Source organism: Wenyingzhuangia aestuarii, assembly GCF_011927765.1.
Taxonomy (GTDB): domain Bacteria; phylum Bacteroidota; class Bacteroidia; order Flavobacteriales; family Flavobacteriaceae; genus Wenyingzhuangia; species Wenyingzhuangia aestuarii.
Genome location: NZ_JAATJG010000006.1, coordinates 182,321 through 201,914 on the forward strand (window position 1 = coordinate 182,321; position 19,594 = coordinate 201,914).

The window sequence follows — 19,594 nt, forward strand, 5'->3', positions numbered from 1 at the left end:
TATTAATGCTTTCTACACAACTAAAGCATCAAATCATTGTGATATAGACAAAAAAATATAAGTTTTTTACAAAAAATAATAATTCACTAGAAATAAAAGAGGTAAAGAGTACTCCCTGAGCGATTTAATAGCTCTGTAAATTATTGTTCTTGCCGAAGCAACAGAAATCCCTAAAATTTCAGCAATCTCTTCGTAGGATTTTTCTTCTTGAAATCTTAAAGCAATCCCTTTTTGCTGATTTTTAGTCAATTTTTTAAGGGCAGAATACAGTCTTTGATGGGTTTCTTTTTGAATTTCATCTAGAATAATTAATTCTTCATCAGATGCGGTATAATTATCTTTTAAATGCCATTCCGATCCCGCCACATCTTCATGATTCAACAAAATCTCTTTCTTTTTAAACTTTTTATGAATCTTTCGCTTTAAAGAAAGGAGTAAGTAAAATTTTACATTTTTAGTTTTAGCTAATTTAGATTTGTATTTGTACAAATCCACAAAAAGATCGTGAATACAATCCATTGTGTATTCTTTATCTCCACAAATTTTAAATCCATAAGCCATTAAATCATCAATGTAAAAATCATATAAATCACCTAAGGCAGCTGTACTCCCTTCTATGACTCTCCCCCATATTTCGTCTTCTATAGACGTGGAGTTGGCAATTTTATAATTCTTCAACGGATCCTTCATGAACTAAAAGAAAGTAATTTTTTCTTGCTCTTGCAACAAATGTTCAGCTAGTAAGCATTAAAAACAAAGTTGATGTTTTTATACGCTACAGGAACAATACTATCTGAAGTTAAAACTAAAAAAAAACAAATTAAAAAAAGCACAAAATCAAAACAATGCAATAATGACTGTTAGGATATATGTGCTTTTTAGAAGATAAAACCAAGGTTAACAACCTAGTTTACAGTTGTTTTTCTAAATAATGAAAATCGATTTGGTACTGACTTTTTAAGTCTTTAATCTTCCCATTGATTTCTTTAGTATCAGCTTTTTTGTTGGTTTTAGAACCTACCAACATGACATTTTTACGCGTATGTTCATTAGAAATAAACTCAAATACCTTAGTGCTATATTGATGTTTTTCTAAAATTAAAGCTCTAATAGTGTCCGTAATCATTTCAAACTGACGTTCTTTAAAAATCCCATATTTTAACAAAGGACTCTCCTGCTCTATTCCCTTAACTTGCTGTCTAACTTGTTTGTGACAACAAGGGGCACAAATAACCAAACCGGCATTGGCTACAATTCCTTTGGCAATAGCATCATCAGTAGCGGTATCACAAGCGTGTAGGGCAATTAAGATGTCTATTTTTTTATTGTCGTAGTCCTGAATCAATTTGTTTTCAAAAGTCAAACCTTCAAAACCACATTTCTCAGCAACCTCATTACAATAGCTTACCAAACCATCACGCAATTCAATTCCTGTTACAGAAACTTCTTTGTTTCTATCGTTCTTTAAATAATCATACAAAGCAAAGGTTAAGTATCCTTTTCCAGAACCCATATCTACAATCTGAATGTGTTTTGGCAACTTAACTCCGTTAATTAAACTCTCTATAATTTCTAAATACTTATTAATCTGACGGTATTTATCAGCCATTTTAGGAATTACATTTCCTTCTTTGTCTGTGACCCCTAAATAAAATAAGTAATCTTTATTGGCTGCACGTTTTTCCTTAGGTCTGTCGTGTGTTTCTGGTAATTTGTTGGTAAAACTAGGAGCTACTTTTTTAAGAGTCACCGCTTTCTTTTTAGAAACAAACACCTGAATATCGTCTGGCAAGGTAAACACTACAGCAGAACGAAAGGTATTCATTAATAAACTTTCGGTTTCTTCAAAAGCTTCTTCGGGTGTATAATTTTTTACCACATCGTTGGTTTTATTACGATAGGTAAACTGTAATTTTTGTTGATTTTGAATTGTCACTAATCGTACATAAACATTACGCAATCCATCATTTTTACGGATCGGTTTGCTAAATGTCATTTTTACAAAAGTGTCTGCGACTATACTGTTTTGAATTTCTTCAAAAAGAGGTTTAAATTCTTCCATACTGCAAAATTAGGCTTTATTAATGGATAAAAAAACAGAGATAAAAAACGAATTCAAATATTTAAATAAGCTATTCTTTTTTTGATTACATTCGCGCAAAATTAACGAACCTAAAACATTGAATACAAAAAGATTAGAATACATTGACATTCTTAGATCTGTAGCCATCATTATGATGTTAGAAGGACATTTTATGACTCACACGCTACAAACTGTTTTTCGCAACCCAGACAACCCTATTTACGCTGTTTGGAAATTTACCAGAGGCTTAACCGCTCCTTTGTTTCTATCCGTATCTGGATTGATTTTTACCTATTTATTATTAAAAAGCAGCACACAAGGTTGGTCCAACCCTAGAGTTCAAAAAGGAATCAAAAGAGGGATTACCTTAATTGTTACAGGCTACATTTTACAGTTTAACCTGTACACCCATTTCTTTGCAGAAAGACCTTTGTTTACCAGTCTTACTCAAATTTTCCATGTATTACAATGCATTGGAACTTCTTTGTTATTACTCATAGCCATCTATTTAGTTAAAACCTATATTTTAAAAGTTCCCTTAGGAGCTATATTAGGAAGTGTGGGATTGTTGGTAGTCATTATAAGTCCTACACTCTATTATTTAGATTATAGTAAGGTCCCTCGTTTTCTAGAAAACATTTTAATTACAAGTACAGACACCCGCTTAAAAGTTTCGGTTTTCCCTTTATTTCCATGGGCTACATATGTGTTTTTTGGAGGAGCTTTAGGAAGTATGATCTATCATTTAAAAGACAAAGCCAATCACCTACTCTTTCCTGTAGGCTTGATAATTTCAGGATTGTTATTGCAACAACTCATTTATCCTGCCTTAGTAGGTATACAACACCTTCCTTTATTCAACTCCTTGCAACCCTTTCAGTACGGATACGAACCTGTTCGTTTTTGTCAGGTCTTATTATTTATAGGATTCATTATTTTACTTCAAAAAAGCAGTACCACTATTGTAGCACAAGAACTTTTTTACGTTCCCAAAATTGTGGTTCAAAATCTTGTTGGGATTAGTTTTGGTGTAGGATGTTATTTATTTACCACTCCTTTAGAAACACCTTTGCAAAATTTGGTAGCCTATAGTTTGTTTTTTATACCTATTGTTATAGGACTTTGGAAATTGACCCATTGGAACTATCAAACCTTTTTAAAAATTGGACAAAACACCTTATCGGTATATGTATTCCATGTCATCCTCTTGTATCAAGGATTTTTTGGATTGCGATTGGATCTATTGATTAAAAAACAACTGACTCCTTTCTTTGCCATTTCTGGAGCCATTGTTTTTGTTTTCTTCTTTTTGGCTTATACCCAATACGAACCTCTTTTATGGCAAAAATTCCATCGCATAAAAGTGAGATATAAAATTATCAAACGAAGAGCACAATACAGAACAAGTGCTATTTAGGTTGATTTTTTATTGAAAATCTTTAAAAAATACCCTCCTTAAAGTCCACTATTTTATCTAAATTTGCGCTTTTAAGTTAAATTTGAACAAACTTCATTCATAATGATATTATTCTTTCAAAAAAATACGACTGTTTTTGCAGTACAAACCGCAGCTCAATCGGCTGAAAACATTCAGAAATTAGAATGGTTATTTGGAAATGCAAAACAAGTAAACGCTGAAGCTTTAGAAGGTTTTTTTATTGGACCTCGTAAAGAAATGATTACTCCTTGGAGTACCAATGCCGTAGAAATTACTCAAAACATGAGTATTTCAGGGATTGAAAGAATAGAAGAATTTAGCGTAGCAAACTCTAAAGAAGCAGCTATTGATCCTATGTTACAAAAAATGTACGAAGGATTAAATCAAGAGTCTTTTACCATTTGTGTAGAGCCTCAAGCGATTATAGAAATTGAAGACATCAAAGCTTTTGATGCGCAAGAAGGATTGTCTTTAAGTGATGATGAAATCACCTACTTAGAAGACATGTCTATGCGTATTGGACGTAAATTAACAGATTCTGAAGTATTTGGTTTTTCACAAATCAACTCAGAACACTGTAGACACAAAATATTTAACGGAACATTTGTAATTGATGGTGAAGAAAAAGAAACTTCATTGTTTAAAATGATTCGTAAAACTTCTAACGAACACCCTAACGGAATTGTATCGGCTTACAAAGACAACGTGGCTTTTGTAAAAGGACCTAAAGCGGTTCAGTTTGCTCCTAAAACAGCAGACAAACCAGACTTTTACGAAACCAAAGAATACCAATCTGTAATTTCTTTAAAAGCAGAAACACACAACTTCCCTACTACGGTGGAGCCTTTTAACGGGGCTGCAACTGGGGCTGGTGGAGAAATTAGAGACCGTTTGGCAGGGGGTAAAGGTTCTTTGCCTTTAGCTGGAACAGCGGTGTACATGACTTCTTATTCAAGATTAGAAGCAAACAGACCTTGGGAAAACTTAGAAGAAAGAAAGTGGTTGTACCAAACACCTATGGATATCTTAATCAAAGCTTCTAACGGTGCTTCAGATTTTGGAAACAAATTTGGTCAGCCTTTAATTTCGGGTTCTTTATTAACCTTTGAACACGAAGAATTGAACCAAAACTTATCGGATGCCGATTTAAGAACTTTAGGATTTGATAAAGTAATTATGCAAGCCGGTGGTGTAGGTTATGGTAAAGCGGAACAAGCTTTAAAAGACGACCCTAAAGCGGGTGATAAAATTGTTATTCTTGGTGGAGACAACTACCGTATTGGTATGGGAGGTGCTGCGGTATCTTCTGCAGATACAGGTGCGATGGATTCAGGAATTGAATTAAATGCGGTACAACGTTCTAACCCAGAAATGCAAAAACGTGCTGCCAATGCCATTCGTGGTATGGTAGAAAGTGATATCAACCCTATTGTTTCTATTCACGATCACGGTGCAGGTGGACATATGAACTGTTTGTCTGAATTGGTAGAAGAAACAGGTGGATTGATTGATACTGATAAATTACCTGTAGGAGATCCTACCTTATCTGCTAAAGAATTAATTGGTAACGAATCTCAAGAAAGAATGGGATTGGTCATCAACCAAAAAGATATAGATTATTTAGAACGTGTTGCGGCTCGTGAACGTTCTCCAATGTATACTGTTGGTGATGTAACTAACGACAACCGTTTTACGTTTAAATCTAGTACTACAGGAGCTGCTCCTATGGATTTAGATTTAAATGACATGTTTGGATCGTCTCCTAAAACCATCTTAAACGACAAAACCACTCCTCGTAAATACGAAGAAGTAGTATATAACAATTCAGATATACAACAAAACCTACAAACTGTTTTACAGTTAGAAGCGGTGGCTTGTAAAGACTGGTTAACCAACAAAGTAGACCGTTGTGTAGGTGGTAAAGTGGCCAAACAACAATGTGCAGGTCCTTTACAATTGCCTTTGAATGATGTAGCTGTAATGGCTTTGGATTACAATGGTAAAGAAGGAATTGCAACGTCTATTGGGCATGCTCCTATTTCAGCTTTAATTGATGAAGCTGCAGGTTCTCGTAATGCGATTGCAGAATGTTTAACCAACTTAGTTTGGGCTCCATTAGAAGACAAGTTAACTTCTGTTTCTTTATCTGCTAACTGGATGTGGCCTTGTAAAAACGAAGGAGAAGATGCTCGTTTGTACAATGCAGTACAAGCTGTTTCTGAATTTGCGATTGATTTAGGAATCAACATTCCAACAGGAAAGGATTCTTTGTCTATGAAACAAAAATATCCTAACAAAGATGTCATTGCTCCTGGTACCGTTATTATTTCGGGTGTAGGACACTGTAACGATCTTAAAAAAGTAGTAGAACCTGTATTCTCTAAGAAAGAAGGAAACGCTATTTATTATATAGATTTTTCTTCGGATGCTTTTAAATTAGGAGGATCTTCTTTTGCTCAAGCTTTGAACAAAATTGGAACGGAAACTCCAGATATTAAAGATACTGCTAAGTTTAAAACGGCTTTTAACACCGTTCAAACCTTAATAGAAAAAGGATTGATTACAGCAGGTCACGATATTTCTGCAGGTGGATTGATTACGGCTTTGTTAGAAATGTGTTTTGCAGATGTAAACTTAGGGGCGAACATTAACATTTCTGCTTTAGGAGAGGCTGGTACCACAAAAGTATTGTTTGCTGAAAATGCAGGAGTTGTAATTCAAACCCTAAACCCATCAGAAGTAGAAGCTATTTTAACAGAAGCTGGATTAAAGTTTGCCAACATTGGTACTACCGTTGAAACGGAAGTAGTGACTTTAGTAAATGGAGATACAACAGAAGTATTTAACATTGCTGATTTAAGAGATGTTTGGTTTAAAACTTCTTACTTATTAGACAAACAACAATCTGGAGCAACAAAAGCTACCGAAAGATTTGACAATTATAAAAACCAAGCTTTAGACTTTAGCTTCCCTGCTCATTTTACAGGAAAGTTACCTAAGATTGCCGAAGGTAAAAAGCCTGTGGCTGCCGTGTTACGTGAAAAAGGATCTAACTCTGAACGTGAAATGGCCAACGCTTTGTACTTAGCTGGTTTTGAAGTAAAAGATGTACACATGACCGATTTAATTACAGGTCGTGAAAACTTAGAAGATGTAAACTTTTTAGCTGCCGTTGGTGGATTCTCTAACTCTGATGTGTTAGGTTCTGCTAAAGGATGGGCTGGAGCTTTCTTATACAACCCAAAAGCAAAAGCTGCTTTAGACAATTTTTACGCTCGTAAAGACACTTTATCTTTAGGAATCTGTAACGGATGTCAGTTGTTGATAGAATTAGGATTAATCAACCCAGAACATGCAGAAAAGCCAGTAATGTTACACAACGATTCTCACAAACACGAATCTGGATTTACCTCAGTAACCATTCAAGAAAACAACTCTGTGATGTTAAGCACCTTAACGGATGCTACTTTAGGAGTTTGGATTTCTCATGGAGAAGGAAAATTCAACTTACCATATGCAGAGGACCAATACAACTTGGTCGCTAAATATGGTTACGAAGGATATCCTGCCAACCCTAACGGATCTAGCTATAATACAGCCATGATGAGTTCAGAAGATGGTCGTCATTTGGTAATGATGCCACATATTGAACGTTCTATTTTCCAATGGAACTGGGCAAACTACCCTACCGATAGAAACGATGAAGTTTCTCCTTGGTTAGAAGCTTTTGTAAACGCTAAAGAGTGGTTAACTAAATAATATATTCTGCATAAAAGTTAACTTATAAATAGATCTCTACAACGAGTATAGACAAATTATAAACGAGAAGTATGTAAATACTTCTCGTTTTTTTTTATGACTATTATCAATAATTCACTTTATATGTCATAAAGTAATAATACATTAGCAAAAACCTAATTATTAGATATCTAGAAAAAAAAATACTAATTAAAACAAAAAACTATATGAAAAAAATTTACACTTTAGCCGCAATTTTATTTTTTAACAGCATCGTATCCAATGCCCAAGCCATAGATGTAATAGATCCTATAGACAGAGGTGCTACTGGTTTTGAATTATCAGGAAATGATTTATATTACGCTAGTGCTGACAATGGTACAATAGCTAAAATAGATATAACCGCTGTTTCTCCCGTAATAATAGATGTTATTACAGGATTGGATGAACCTGAAGGTATTTTATTAATTGGAAATGATTTATATATTGCCCAAGCAGGTGCCAATAAAATTTCTAAAATTGATATTACAGCTGGTACACCAACAATTATAGATGTTGTTACTGGACTTAACGAACCAACATACTTAGCTGTAAGTGGTAATGATTTGTATATTTCGGAAATGGGAGCAAGTAAAATTTCTAAAGTTGATATTACAGCTAGTACACCAACAAGTACTACCGATGTTATTACTGGAATAACCACTCCACTTGGTTTAGCAATGAGCGGAAATAATTTATATATCGTACAACCTGAACTTAACAAAATTTCTAAAATTGATATTACCGACAATACTCCTACAACGACTGATGTTGTTACAGGTTTAAGTAAACCCCTTTTAATTTCGTTACAGGGTAATGATTTATATATAGCTGAAAGCGATGGAAAGAAAATTTCTAAAATAGACATTACCGCTAGCACACCAACAACTGCTACAGATGTTATTACAGAACTGGGTAGTGCAGGAAGTTTGGTGTCAAACGAGACTGCTGTCTATTTTTCTGATTCTTCATCAAATGATATAGATAGTAAAATTTCAAAAATTAATTTTGCTTCGCTATCTCTAGATGACCATTTAAACAGTAAAGAAACATATATATACCCAAACCCTACAAACGATTTTATCTTAGTTTCAGAGCTTAGTAAGAATGAAAACTATACAATTTATAATACATCAGGAAACGAAGTCTTAAATGGAACTATTTCAGAAAAAGGAATAATTGATGTTAGGACTTTAACTAATGGAATCTATTTCTTTAAAATAAATAATTCTACGCCAAAAAAATTCATCAAAAACTAAATTACTCTGCACTAGAAGTATAGAGGTATATTTAACTAGGGATTAAAATCTCCCTAATGTATAATGATTTAGAAGCTTTTGTAAATACTAAAGAGTGGTTAACAAAGTAATATCTAGTACCTGGTATTTGGTAGCTGGTAACTGATAGCAAGTATTTTGAACTTGTTTTGGAATTACATTCTAACATAAAAAACACCCATTAACAAAGTTAATGGGTGTTTTTTATACGCTTATTTATGCGCTTAGTGTAAAAATTCAAAAACTTTTACCGAAGCTAAATCGACTTCAATTTTTCGTTTTTGAGATTCCAAAAGTGTTTTGGTACTCTTAGGCAATGCAGTTTCGCTTAATACGGAATTGTACTCTTCTATAGCTGCTTTTTCACCTCTAATGGCTTCTTCTAAAACAGCTTCATCATTGTTACTAGAAAAGGTTGATTTTAAGTCCATCCATACTCTGTGAATGTCTCCTAAAACACTACCGCTTTGATCTGCATCCTGATTAAAAGAAGCAATCTCTGTTTTTAAATCCTGAGCAAAACTACTTCTTTCAGAAGATTTTTTGCTAAAAAATTTCTTTAGCTCTTCGTTCTGCACATTCTCTATAGCATTTCTATACCCTTTTTCGGCATCGTAATTTTTTTCTAATAACAAGTTTAACTTTGTTCCTACTGTGTCTGTGTAAGTTTCCATTTTCTATTTATTTTTTTTGATTCATACTATTTCAAAAGTAAAGAGATCAACTGTTTTTTGTCCTAATGCCAATCAACCTACTTGTTGATATATATCATCACTTAACTTTTGCATAGAAAATGGATTTCACATGATTCCCTAACCACCAAAAATTCTAGTCCTTAAGAACCTATTTGACGTGATTTTAAAGATGATCCTTAAAATAATTATCAACAGTCTTATTCACAATTTATTTTAACACCTTTAAATAGCAACAATTCTATCGCTATAAAATGGAACAAACTACAGATACATTTTCTTTAAAAACATTTGTATAATATTGATGTACAAGGCATTGTTAATAAGTACAAGGCTTAGGTTTTGCAACAAAACACAGGTCTCTTTTAACTTGCTCCCCATCTAGACATAGTGTCTGGATTGCTCTCAGGAGTATCATTTAAAATTTTATCGCAATGGTTAAAATCATTCCAATTCGAAAGTCCAATCCGCAGGACCGAACAGCGGAGAAAAAGTATTATGTACAAGCCGTAGCTACGGGTACTGTAAACTTAGAACGTTTGGCTTATTTAACTTCTCATCAAAGTACGGTGAGAGAGGCCGATTGCTATGCTGTAATGCTCTCTTTGGTGCACAATATTATAGATGCCCTAGAGGATGGAAAAATTGTAAAGCTAGACAAACTAGGAGCTTTGCAAGTGGCAGTTCGTTCTGAAGGAGTTGTAGATGAAAAGGATCTTAGTAACAGTTTGGTTAAAAAAGCACATTTAAACTTTAGACCAGACTCTCGTTTAAGAGACATGTTAAACAACTTAAAGTATCAGTTACTTCTTAAGGAATAAGCTTATTTAAATAAGGCTTACTCCCTCCCCCAATCCATTCTTGGATTGGGGGTTTTTAATTCAAAAAGCACTAGCAGTACACAATCATTACTGCTGTGCACTTCTTTAAAAGCACCGCAACAAGCAACACAAAGCACCTGTCCTTTTGTTTAAAAGCTTAGCTCCTTTAGAAAACAGATACCTTTCTGTTTGTTAGTTCCTTTCCAAAGAACTCCCCTTCTCTAAACAAGAGCATTTCTACCTAAAACAAAGAAGTTATCAGTTAAAAATGTGAACTAAAAAACCACAAACAACAGCAATATATAGGGAATTATTGATATTTTTACTCCTAAAAAACATGAAAAAGCTCCCTAAAAAAGTATATACAGAAGTGGTTAGAAACACTCCTTTAGTGTCTATAGATTTGATTATAGAAGATGCTGAGGGTCGTATTTTGTTGGGCTACCGTTTAAACAGTCCGGCAAAACACACCTGGTTTGTTCTTGGTGGTGTTATTAGAAAAAATGAATCTTTTCTAGCGGCTTTTCAACGTATTTCTACAGCCGAATTAGGCTTTAAAATTCAATTAACGGCTGCTTCTTTTGTAGGAGTTTACGAACATATATACCCAACCAACTTTACAGATACCGAAGATTTTGGAACACATTATATTGTGAATGCTTTTCATGTTCAATTAAGCAAGAAAGCCATAAACTTACCCAAAGATCAACATGCTGAATATTGGTGGGCTCATAAAAAAGAATTGCTGGCACATAAAGAGGTACATGCAAATACCAAAAATTATTTTAATGGGCAGCAACCTTTTAGCAATTACCAAGAATAAACAATTCCTAAAGAAGCTATACTCCAACTGCTAAACTGGTTTGAGCAGTTTAACAATACACAACTACATTTTACCTATCATTTGTTAAGAACTTTTACTTATTGTGGAAAAGTATAACAACATGCTTTGATAGAAATACGTAGTTTTATAAGAAAAATGGAACGGAAGCATACCATACAAAAGGTATTGTTATTCGGAAGTTGGGCTTCATACCAAAAGAGCTTTAAAACATGAATAGCATGAATGACATTAGTAAATCTGATAAGGAAATATTGTATACGTTTTTTAAATCAGCTTGTCACCTTACGAAAGAAACATTTGAGGAAATAAGTATACACTTCATTAAGCGCTCTTACAAAAAAGGGGAGTCTATTTTGAAAATAGGAGAGATTGAAACTAAGGCAAACATTGTTGTTAAGGGTGTTGTACACCAATACATCTTTGATGAAGGTGAATCTAAGACCATCAATATTACACCTAAAGGTCTGGGCTTTAATAATCTTAAAAGTTACATAGTAGGTTCTCCATCCACTGAAGTTCATGAAGCAATAACCAATGTTGATATTATTTCCATTAACAAGAATGATATAGAAATTCTAGCGCAAAGGAACCACGAGTTTAGTTACCTTATGTTTAAAGTTTATGAAAGAATTCTTCTCGATAGAGAAAACAGAATGATTGTGTTGCAAAATCGAAATCCTTCAAAACGCTTTTCTCTTTTTTATGAAACCGTAGAAAGAGCCATTTGGATTTTGAAAGATGCACAAGACAAGTACATAGCTAGTTACTTAAATATGACACCACAGCAATACAGTAAAGAAAAAAAAATATTTTTAAAGACAAAATACCAGAATAAGTTATCCTGAGGCAACTTTGCTATAATATATCAATTTTATTTTTGTGCTAAACATACTAATAGTAATAAACATGTATAAGCACATATTATTTACCCTAACTAGTTTAATGAGTTCTATATTGGTATTTAGCCAGGAAATAAACGGTTTAACAATTCCCAAATCACAGATTACATCTGAAATCATAAGCGATGCACCTATTAATAACGAACCAAATAAGTCTCAATTCAATCAACATATAAATAAGGAAGCTAAACTAAGCCTAGATAGCATTATTTCATATGGTAAAAATGAGTCAACTGGTGAGTGGGATAAAAAAATATTTAAAGAATTTTTCTTGTATTCCAACTATAGGGACACCGTAGTTGAAAAATCTAGTTGGGACAATGAAAATAATGATTGGAAAATTAGAGTAAAGGAAATAAAAAAATACAATGACCAAAATAATATCATACACTATGAACACCATCTAATTTCAAAATCAAAAAAAAGAATAGATTATAACTATACCGATAAAGGAGACCTTGTTGAAATTATAAATAGCAAATGGCTCGTGGAATTATATAAATGGTTGCAGATCGAAAAAATGACTAAGCATTACAATTCAAAAGGGTTGTTACAAGTTGATACGTCCTACACCAAATATACCGATTCTGATGCATGGGTATTGAAATCCAGAAAAGTATACACTTATGATACAAAGAATCATATTTTGGCAGATACCACTTATATCAAACAAAAAAATGCGCATGAATGGGAGCTGTTTAGTACTACCAAATATGAATATAACTCAGGACATTTGGTAAATGAACTCTTTTCAAGGTGGAATAGTGATGTGGCCAAACTTATCCCCTACACTAGAAAAGAAATACTTTACGAAACCAACAATTGGAATGTTCTTGCAACTAATGAATACAAATGGGATAAGACCATTGACGAATGGATAATCGACTTAAAGCATACCTTCGGTTATGATGCATACAATCTTTTGAACTCTATTACCAATAATTATTTTGATAGTGAAACAACGAATAAGAAAAATGTTTTTAGTTTTGACTATTCAATTAAGAAAGAAGATCTTATTTTACCTTCATCTTATTCTAATTTTGATGCCTTTCATCATAAAATTATTAGCAATGAATACTTTAATAATGAATTGGAAAAATATCGTGAAGCAAATTTCTATTACTCAGATGCAGGTAGTTTATCAATAATAGACAACACATCTCAAGAAGTTTTAGTCGTATATCCTAATCCCGCCAAAAAAAGCTTATTTGTAAACTTTCCCAAAATATATAATCAGGCATTATTTGAATTATATGATATTAGAGGTAACAAAATAATTTCTTCAACTATTAATAATGGTGAAGAAATTAAAATAAATACACTCAAGAAAGGGGTATACATATATAGCATTATTTGTGAACAAAATAGAATAGCAGGGAAGCTAATTAAAGACTAAAAACTGATTAAATAGAACTTGCAAAGAACAATTTTCACAGGGTATTCAAGAAAAAGAGGGAATCAATGTTTACCATACCCCCTTTAAATTATGTTTACTTTAAATTGACATGAAAGTACTATGAATTCATACCTACATACGTTAAAACTAGTATTTGTTAATATTACTCTATTCAATAACTTAAGGCAACAAATCTTGTTATCTCCATACTTTTAGAGGACTATTCAACAAAGGCTTTCCAGCAAGTATTTAAAACAGAAATAACTTTTGTTTTACGGGATGCTTAACATAAAAACGTTATTCTAAATAGAAATACGTAGTTTTATAAAAAAAAGGAACGGAAGCATACCATACAAAAGGTATGGTTGTTTGGAAGTTAGCAGTAATTAAAAAAAATGAGGAACTACCTACAAACATTTGATATTTTAACCGAAAAAGAAATTGAGCTTTTTGAGAGTAAATTGCGAAATAAAAGATTGAAAAAAGGAGATTTTTTCATCAAAGAAAATCGAATATCCAAAGAAGTAGCGTTTGTGGTTTCAGGCTTGTTTAGGTCATTCTATTATTCGTCATCCGAAGAGGAAGTTACCTATTGTTTTACCTTTTCAAACTCTTTTGTTAGTGCTTACTCTTCTTTCTTATCTCAAACAAAAACAATTGAAAACATTCAGGCATTAACAGATATAGAATTATTAACTATATCAAGAGAAGAAATTTTAATTTTAGAGAAATCGAGTACAAATTGGCTGAAATTTTTCAAATTAATTGCTGAACAAGAATACATCAAAATGGAAAAAAGAGTCTTCTTGTTGCAAACAGAATCCGCAGAAAAAAAATACAAAGATTTACTAATAAATCAACCTGAATATTTACAATCAATTCCCTTAAATTTTCTAGCTTCATATTTAGGAATTACTCAAAGACATTTAAGTAGAATAAGGAAAATGATTACGAATTAGACAAATGTCCTTTTAAAAAACTAACGGAGTATTGTTCTTTGTACAAAACAAAGAATAAATATGAAACAAGTATTAATAATAAACGGACATCCTGACAAAGAGAGCTTTAATTACGCATTATCGGAAGCCTACATAAAAGGAGTCAATAAAACAAATTCTATAGTATCTCAAATTAATATTGCGGAATTGGAATTTAATCCAAATCTGCAATTTGGTTATCGAAAACGAATGGAATTGGAGCCTGATTTGGTAAAATCCATCGAGAAAATTAAAAAGGCAGACCATATTGTTTGGGTATTTCCAATGTGGTGGTATGGTTATCCAGCTCTTATGAAAGGATTTATAGACAGAACATTTTTACCGTCAATTACATATCAACCTATTAAAGGAAAAGCATTAGCTGAAAAGCTATTGAAAGGGAAATCTGCACGATTGATTATTACAGCAGATTCACCAAAATGGTACGATTTTTTGATAATGAAAAGCCCGACAATCAATCAATTTAAAAACGGAACATTAAAATTTTGCGGAATAAGTCCTGTGAAAACAACTTATATTGCCTCAATAAAAAATTCAACTTCCGATTTTAGAGAAAAATGGCTAAAAAAAGTAATATTGTTAGGCGAAAGTGTGAAATAACTACTGCCATCAATGTATATAAAAATAGGGCGGAAATTTATAAAACGAAGGTTTGTACTTATTTATAAAGTCCGCCATATTTTTAATTTGTATTTTAGTAAAAAGATAAAATGAAAATATGGCTAAGTGTAAAACCGAAAGTAAATGCTTCTCAACGTCCCTACTTTTCACATACTAACCGTTATAAGACATAAGAAAAAAACTCACGATTGACAAAAGAAAAGTATATTTCAGAGTTAAAACTAAAATTTGAAAGTTATGCCCCAATATCAGATGAATCTTGGGCATTAATTGAATCTATCCTAACATTTCAAAAATTAGGAAAAGACGAAACTTTATTAAGGAATGGACAAATTGCAAAAAATATGCATTTTATCTGTGTAGGTGCTATCAGAGCGTTTGTAACTGATTATAATGGAAACATCTATAATAAAAATATTTTTCTTGAAACAGATTTTGCGGGTTCAACAGTTTCGTATCTATTAAACACTCCTTCAAATTTCACATTAGAAGTTTTGGAAGAAACTATTCTAATCAATCTTAATTATAAAAAATACAGACAGTTAATTGAAAAAAATATCGATTTAAAAAACTTTTACATCGCCTATTTAGAAAATAATTGGATTGTTGAGAAAGAACAAAGAGAAGTTTCTTTAGTAATGGAAAATGCTACGGAAAGATACCTCAAATTACTAAAAAAGCACCCAAACATTGACCAACGAATACAAAAGTTACATATAGCATCTCATTTAGGAATTACACCTACTCAGTTAAGCAGAATAAGAAAAACTATAAAGAAAAATTCCTAAATCAACATATGTAAAGTCATAACTTTATCGCTCATTTTATCTTTGAACTATTAATCAATATAAAAAAGATATTATGAATTTAATAAAAAATTTAGAGTGGAGATATGCTACTAAAAAATTTGATTCTTCTAAAAAAGTTTCTTCAGAAAACTTAGAGTTAATAAAAAAAGCTATTCAACTATCAGCATCTTCTTACGGTCTTCAATTGTATAAAATACTTATTATTGAAAGTAAAGCATTAAGACAAAAACTAAAATCTGCTTCTTGGGGACAAGATCAAATAACGGAAGCCTCGCACTTAATCGTCTTTTGTAATTATACCGATGTAAACGATAAACATATAGAAGGTTTTCTGAATATGACTGCCAAATCACAGGGTATAGAAGTGAAAAATTTGAGTGGATATGGTGATTTTATGAAAAGTAAAATTAAGAAAATGACAAGATCCGATTCATTTCATTGGACCTCTAGACAAACATATTTAGCTTTAGGAAATTTGCTTAGTGAATGTGCAGAATTAAAAATTGATTCATGTCCTATGGAAGGTTTTGAACCAGAAAAATATAATGAAATATTAGGACTTTCGAAACAAGGATTAAATGCAGCAGTAATTGCAACTATTGGTTATCGCTCTGATGAAGATCACACCCAAAATCGTCCGAAAGTGAGAAAACCGTTAAATGAATTATTTGAAGTATTATGAATCAAATTTGCAATTAGGCAGTTACATCAAAAAAGTAAAACTGCAAATTTAGCTAAGTGCTAAACTCTAAAATTATTATACATTTATTCCCTTACTACTCATACACAAATCGTTAGCTATACTTAAAAAAAATGAAAATTACCTATAATAACAAAGCTTACATAATTATTATCCTAGCACTATTTCACATTGTATCATGTTCCAATAACAATGAAATCCAAAATCCGATAAATGATATTTACTTAAGTATTCCAGATATTCATTTTGAAACAAAATTAATTGAGCAAGGCATAGATTCAGACGGTATCATTAACCAACAAATATTAAAATCAGATGCTGAAGCAGTAAGTCAATTAAACTTAAACCTTTCTGCCAATTTTGGTGAAATAATCGATTTGACAGGAATTGAGGGGTTTGTGAACATAACATTATTGTCTGTGGCTATGCAGGAAATTAAAAGTGTTGACTTAAGCTTTAACACTAAGTTAGATACTTTATTTCTTTATGGAAACCATCTTACCAATATTGATATTGGTAACAACTCAAATCTAATTTTATTGGATATTCATTCAAATAAACTTAGTTCAATTAGTGGGGTATCGAAATTATTAAATTTGAAAAAGATGAATTTATCCTATAATAACTTTGAAGAAATTAGTATTAAAAATGAATCTATTGAAGATTTACTTATTAGTAATAACCTATTGAGATCTATTGACACTAATCATGCTTTAAATCTGAAAAATGTAGTATTAACACTTAATCAGCTTACAACAGTAGATTTTAGCTCTAATACATTGTTAGAAAATTTGTTAATTTCTGGCAACAAGCTTCAAGACATAAATATAGAAAATAATACTAGTTTAACACACCTTTATAGTTCAAGTAACTTACTTACCAGTCTCGATGTTAGTAACAATCAAAAATTAATAGATTTGAGGGTAGATAGAAATTCAAATTTAACCTGTATTAAAATTTCAAGTAGTCAGGAAATCTCAACTGTATCAATATCTGAGTATCAAGAATTAAATACAATTTGTAATTAGGATAAAAGACATTTTAAAGAAACCAAACATATTGCTATCAAAGAACTGAGGTAAAAAACAAGTCAATTCTTCCTTTATTTGAGACAATATTATGCTAAGCTCATAGATTCAAAAAACAGATTCTTTGAGCTTATTTTTATTCTACCCTGCTATTAGTTTCTTTTTCTTCATTTTATTTAAAATCCGAAAAGCTAGTGTCTTTTATCCGTTATGTTTCATATACCCATCGTTAAAACAAGTAACTGTAAATATTGCTCTATTCAATAACTTAAGGCAACAAATCTTATTGTCTCTATACTTTAGACAGCTATAAACAACGGCTTTTCTAGTAAGTCTTTAAAACAGAAACAACTTTTGTTTTACGTTATTCTAAATTGAAATACGTAGTTTTATAAAAAAACGGAACGAAAGCATACAATACAAAAGGTATTGTTATTCGGAAGTTGTAGTGCATTTGAGAAAAACCAGAAAGACATTGAAAAATAAGACATTTAATACACCTTTAGGAATTATTTCTTGTGATTTAAACTCAAATCGGAATTATATCGAATTACTAGATTCTGGGACATATGAAAATGGAACTTTTGAAAGATTTAAGACTTCTGCTTATGACATTGAACTAATTGAATTTAAAGTGAAACAACCATTTCATAATGGAGAGACGATTAAAGATTCAAAATGTTGGATTTGGAAAATTGAGAAAGTAAGAGAAAAATCGGAAAACCTTGAACTTAAAGTTACGATAACTGATTTTCCTGAAAACTCTGAATTTGATTTTGCAAGTGGAGAGAATTTAGATGCTTTCGTAATAGAGAATGCTGAATGGAAATTGCATATTGGAACGGAAGACGGGTTTATCTTAAACCGAAGAGCCGAAAATGATGATTGGTTTCCTAAAAGATTAACAAATAAGAAAAAGGATTGGCAAGAAATAACAGAATTAAAAGAATCCTCAATTCAAACAAAAGTTCCTGAATTAAAAATTGGCGAAAAAATTCATTTGCAATATTTAACTGCATTTGACAAACAAAATACAGAAACAATTAACACTTGGGTTGCAGTCGATGAAAACAAATCGGAATTGGAAAAATGGATTGGAATTGAATAAAACGCACTACAACAATGGCTATAATTAATACGGGTTTTGGTGCTTAACCCAAAGTATAGTATTTTTTAACTAAGTCCGCCAAATCTTTTGATTTGGCTTTAAAACAAAAAAGATAAAACAAAATAAAAAGATTTGGCTAAGTGCTTAATCGGAAATTAATTACTTTTAATTCCCGTACTAACCATAGCCGAGACGTTGGTATTCATTGTCTAAAAAATATCAGAATTGAAAAAAAACGAAATGAAAATCGTTAAAAAACGAATATTTAAAAGAATTACATTCTTATTGAGTTTAATATTATTCTTAACATCATTATCTCAAAACACATTTCTTGTTACAAATGGAAGAGAATCTATTGGTTCTTTTGGCTTAATGGCGTTTCTTTTTGGATGGATGAATATTTATGGAGCTGGAATATCATGGATTGCTAACCCTCTTCTATTAAGTTCATGGATAACTTTATTCACTAAGAAATGGAAATTACCTATGATTTTAAGTTTTCTTGCAATGTTATTTTCATTGTCATTTCTTCTATTTCATGAAGTAGTTACAAATGAAGGTGGTGGTAAAAGTAGAATTATTGCTTATGACTTTGGATATAAACTATGGCTTTCAAGTTGTATAATAAATTTTTTCGGAAATTTGATTATTCACAGTGCAGAAGTGAAAATATTAAAGTCTAAAAAAATATAACATTATATTATCAACTCTGAAAGTATAACTCTTTTGAAATTTAATTGAATGGACTAATAATGTTGAATCACAAAGAAATAAATGTTACCGAAATATAGCAAAAAGCAACGTAATATCAACACCGGCTAAACTTCATGCGGGTTCTGTGCTTTATCAAAGTTTTGTGTATATTTACTAAGTCGCCAAATCTTGTTGTCCCGATGCTTCGGATTGCTTTGTGAAAACCAAAGAAACAAATCCAAACAAAAAGCTTCGGCTTAGTCCGTGTTCGAAAATCTAGCCGATTTTCAAGCCCGCACAAACCATATACAAACACGTTAATTGCAAGCGAATAAAAAAACATTAAAAATTAGAAAATCATTTAAATAATGTAAATTTGTATCTAAAGCTGATAATTATGATACAAAAAC

17 protein-coding genes are annotated in these 19,594 nt (G+C 31.7%); 14 read left to right on the forward strand and 3 right to left on the reverse strand.

Going from position 1 to position 19,594, the window contains the following annotated elements; genetic code table 11:
* Positions 1-66: 66 nt before the first annotated feature.
* Both GGR97_RS07780 and GGR97_RS07785 read right to left on the reverse strand, forming a co-directional pair.
* A complete protein-coding gene (locus GGR97_RS07780) occupies positions 67-678 on the reverse strand; it encodes an RNA polymerase sigma factor (protein WP_167897957.1) in 612 nt (203 codons plus the stop codon).
* Between the two features lie 232 nt (positions 679-910).
* Positions 911-2,062 (reverse strand): class I SAM-dependent methyltransferase, encoded by a 1,152-nt coding sequence (locus GGR97_RS07785; RefSeq protein WP_167897958.1) that lies wholly within the window; start codon positions 2,060-2,062, stop codon positions 911-913.
* Positions 2,063-2,180: 118 nt separating this feature from the next.
* Here GGR97_RS07785 and GGR97_RS07790 point away from each other — a divergent pair, with 118 nt between their 5' ends.
* The 3 genes from GGR97_RS07790 (at position 2,181) to GGR97_RS07800 (ending at position 8,557) form a co-directional block, all read left to right on the forward strand.
* Positions 2,181-3,500, forward strand: coding sequence for a heparan-alpha-glucosaminide N-acetyltransferase domain-containing protein (locus GGR97_RS07790; protein WP_167897959.1), 1,320 nt, complete (start codon positions 2,181-2,183; stop codon positions 3,498-3,500).
* 102 nt (positions 3,501-3,602) lie between these two features.
* Positions 3,603-7,280, forward strand: coding sequence for a phosphoribosylformylglycinamidine synthase (purL, locus tag GGR97_RS07795; protein ID WP_167897960.1), 3,678 nt, complete (start codon positions 3,603-3,605; stop codon positions 7,278-7,280).
* A 206-nt stretch (positions 7,281-7,486) separates the two neighbouring features.
* The gene (locus tag GGR97_RS07800) at positions 7,487-8,557 is read left to right on the forward strand and encodes a T9SS type A sorting domain-containing protein (protein WP_167897961.1); all 1,071 of its coding nucleotides are present in this window, start codon (positions 7,487-7,489) and stop codon (positions 8,555-8,557) included.
* Positions 8,558-8,799: 242 nt separating this feature from the next.
* Here GGR97_RS07800 and GGR97_RS07805 read toward each other — a convergent pair whose 3' ends face one another.
* Positions 8,800-9,249 (reverse strand): ferritin-like domain-containing protein, encoded by a 450-nt coding sequence (locus tag GGR97_RS07805; protein WP_167897962.1) that lies wholly within the window; start codon positions 9,247-9,249, stop codon positions 8,800-8,802.
* Positions 9,250-9,701: 452 nt separating this feature from the next.
* Here GGR97_RS07805 and GGR97_RS07810 point away from each other — a divergent pair, with 452 nt between their 5' ends.
* The 11 genes from GGR97_RS07810 to GGR97_RS07860 all read left to right on the forward strand — a co-directional run bounded on the left by GGR97_RS07810 (position 9,702) and on the right by GGR97_RS07860 (position 19,184).
* Complete coding sequence (locus GGR97_RS07810; RefSeq protein WP_167897963.1) at positions 9,702-10,088, forward strand: HU family DNA-binding protein; 387 nt, start codon at positions 9,702-9,704, stop codon at positions 10,086-10,088.
* Positions 10,089-10,425: 337 nt separating this feature from the next.
* Complete coding sequence (locus GGR97_RS07815; RefSeq protein ID WP_167897964.1) at positions 10,426-10,911, forward strand: GDP-mannose mannosyl hydrolase; 486 nt, start codon at positions 10,426-10,428, stop codon at positions 10,909-10,911.
* A 239-nt stretch (positions 10,912-11,150) separates the two neighbouring features.
* Positions 11,151-11,777, forward strand: coding sequence for a Crp/Fnr family transcriptional regulator (locus GGR97_RS07820; protein WP_167897965.1), 627 nt, complete (start codon positions 11,151-11,153; stop codon positions 11,775-11,777).
* Between the two features lie 61 nt (positions 11,778-11,838).
* Positions 11,839-13,227, forward strand: a complete 1,389-nt coding sequence (locus GGR97_RS07825) for a T9SS type A sorting domain-containing protein (protein ID WP_167897966.1) — start codon at positions 11,839-11,841, stop codon at positions 13,225-13,227.
* 395 nt (positions 13,228-13,622) lie between these two features.
* Positions 13,623-14,186: a Crp/Fnr family transcriptional regulator gene (locus GGR97_RS07830; RefSeq protein WP_167897967.1), complete on the forward strand. Its 564-nt coding sequence runs from the start codon at positions 13,623-13,625 to the stop codon at positions 14,184-14,186.
* Between the two features lie 60 nt (positions 14,187-14,246).
* Positions 14,247-14,825: an NAD(P)H-dependent oxidoreductase gene (locus GGR97_RS07835; RefSeq protein ID WP_167897968.1), complete on the forward strand. Its 579-nt coding sequence runs from the start codon at positions 14,247-14,249 to the stop codon at positions 14,823-14,825.
* Between the two features lie 209 nt (positions 14,826-15,034).
* The gene (locus tag GGR97_RS07840; protein WP_167897969.1) at positions 15,035-15,634 is read left to right on the forward strand and encodes a Crp/Fnr family transcriptional regulator; all 600 of its coding nucleotides are present in this window, start codon (positions 15,035-15,037) and stop codon (positions 15,632-15,634) included.
* 73 nt (positions 15,635-15,707) lie between these two features.
* Positions 15,708-16,337: an NAD(P)H-dependent oxidoreductase gene (locus tag GGR97_RS07845; RefSeq protein ID WP_167897970.1), complete on the forward strand. Its 630-nt coding sequence runs from the start codon at positions 15,708-15,710 to the stop codon at positions 16,335-16,337.
* A 131-nt stretch (positions 16,338-16,468) separates the two neighbouring features.
* Entirely contained in the window at positions 16,469-17,383 is a 915-nt protein-coding gene (locus GGR97_RS07850) for a leucine-rich repeat domain-containing protein (protein WP_167897971.1), read from the forward strand.
* 475 nt (positions 17,384-17,858) lie between these two features.
* Positions 17,859-18,491, forward strand: a complete 633-nt coding sequence (locus tag GGR97_RS07855) for a hypothetical protein (protein WP_167897972.1) — start codon at positions 17,859-17,861, stop codon at positions 18,489-18,491.
* A 225-nt stretch (positions 18,492-18,716) separates the two neighbouring features.
* Entirely contained in the window at positions 18,717-19,184 is a 468-nt protein-coding gene (locus GGR97_RS07860; RefSeq protein ID WP_167897973.1) for a hypothetical protein, read from the forward strand.
* Positions 19,185-19,594: the final 410 nt, after the last annotated feature.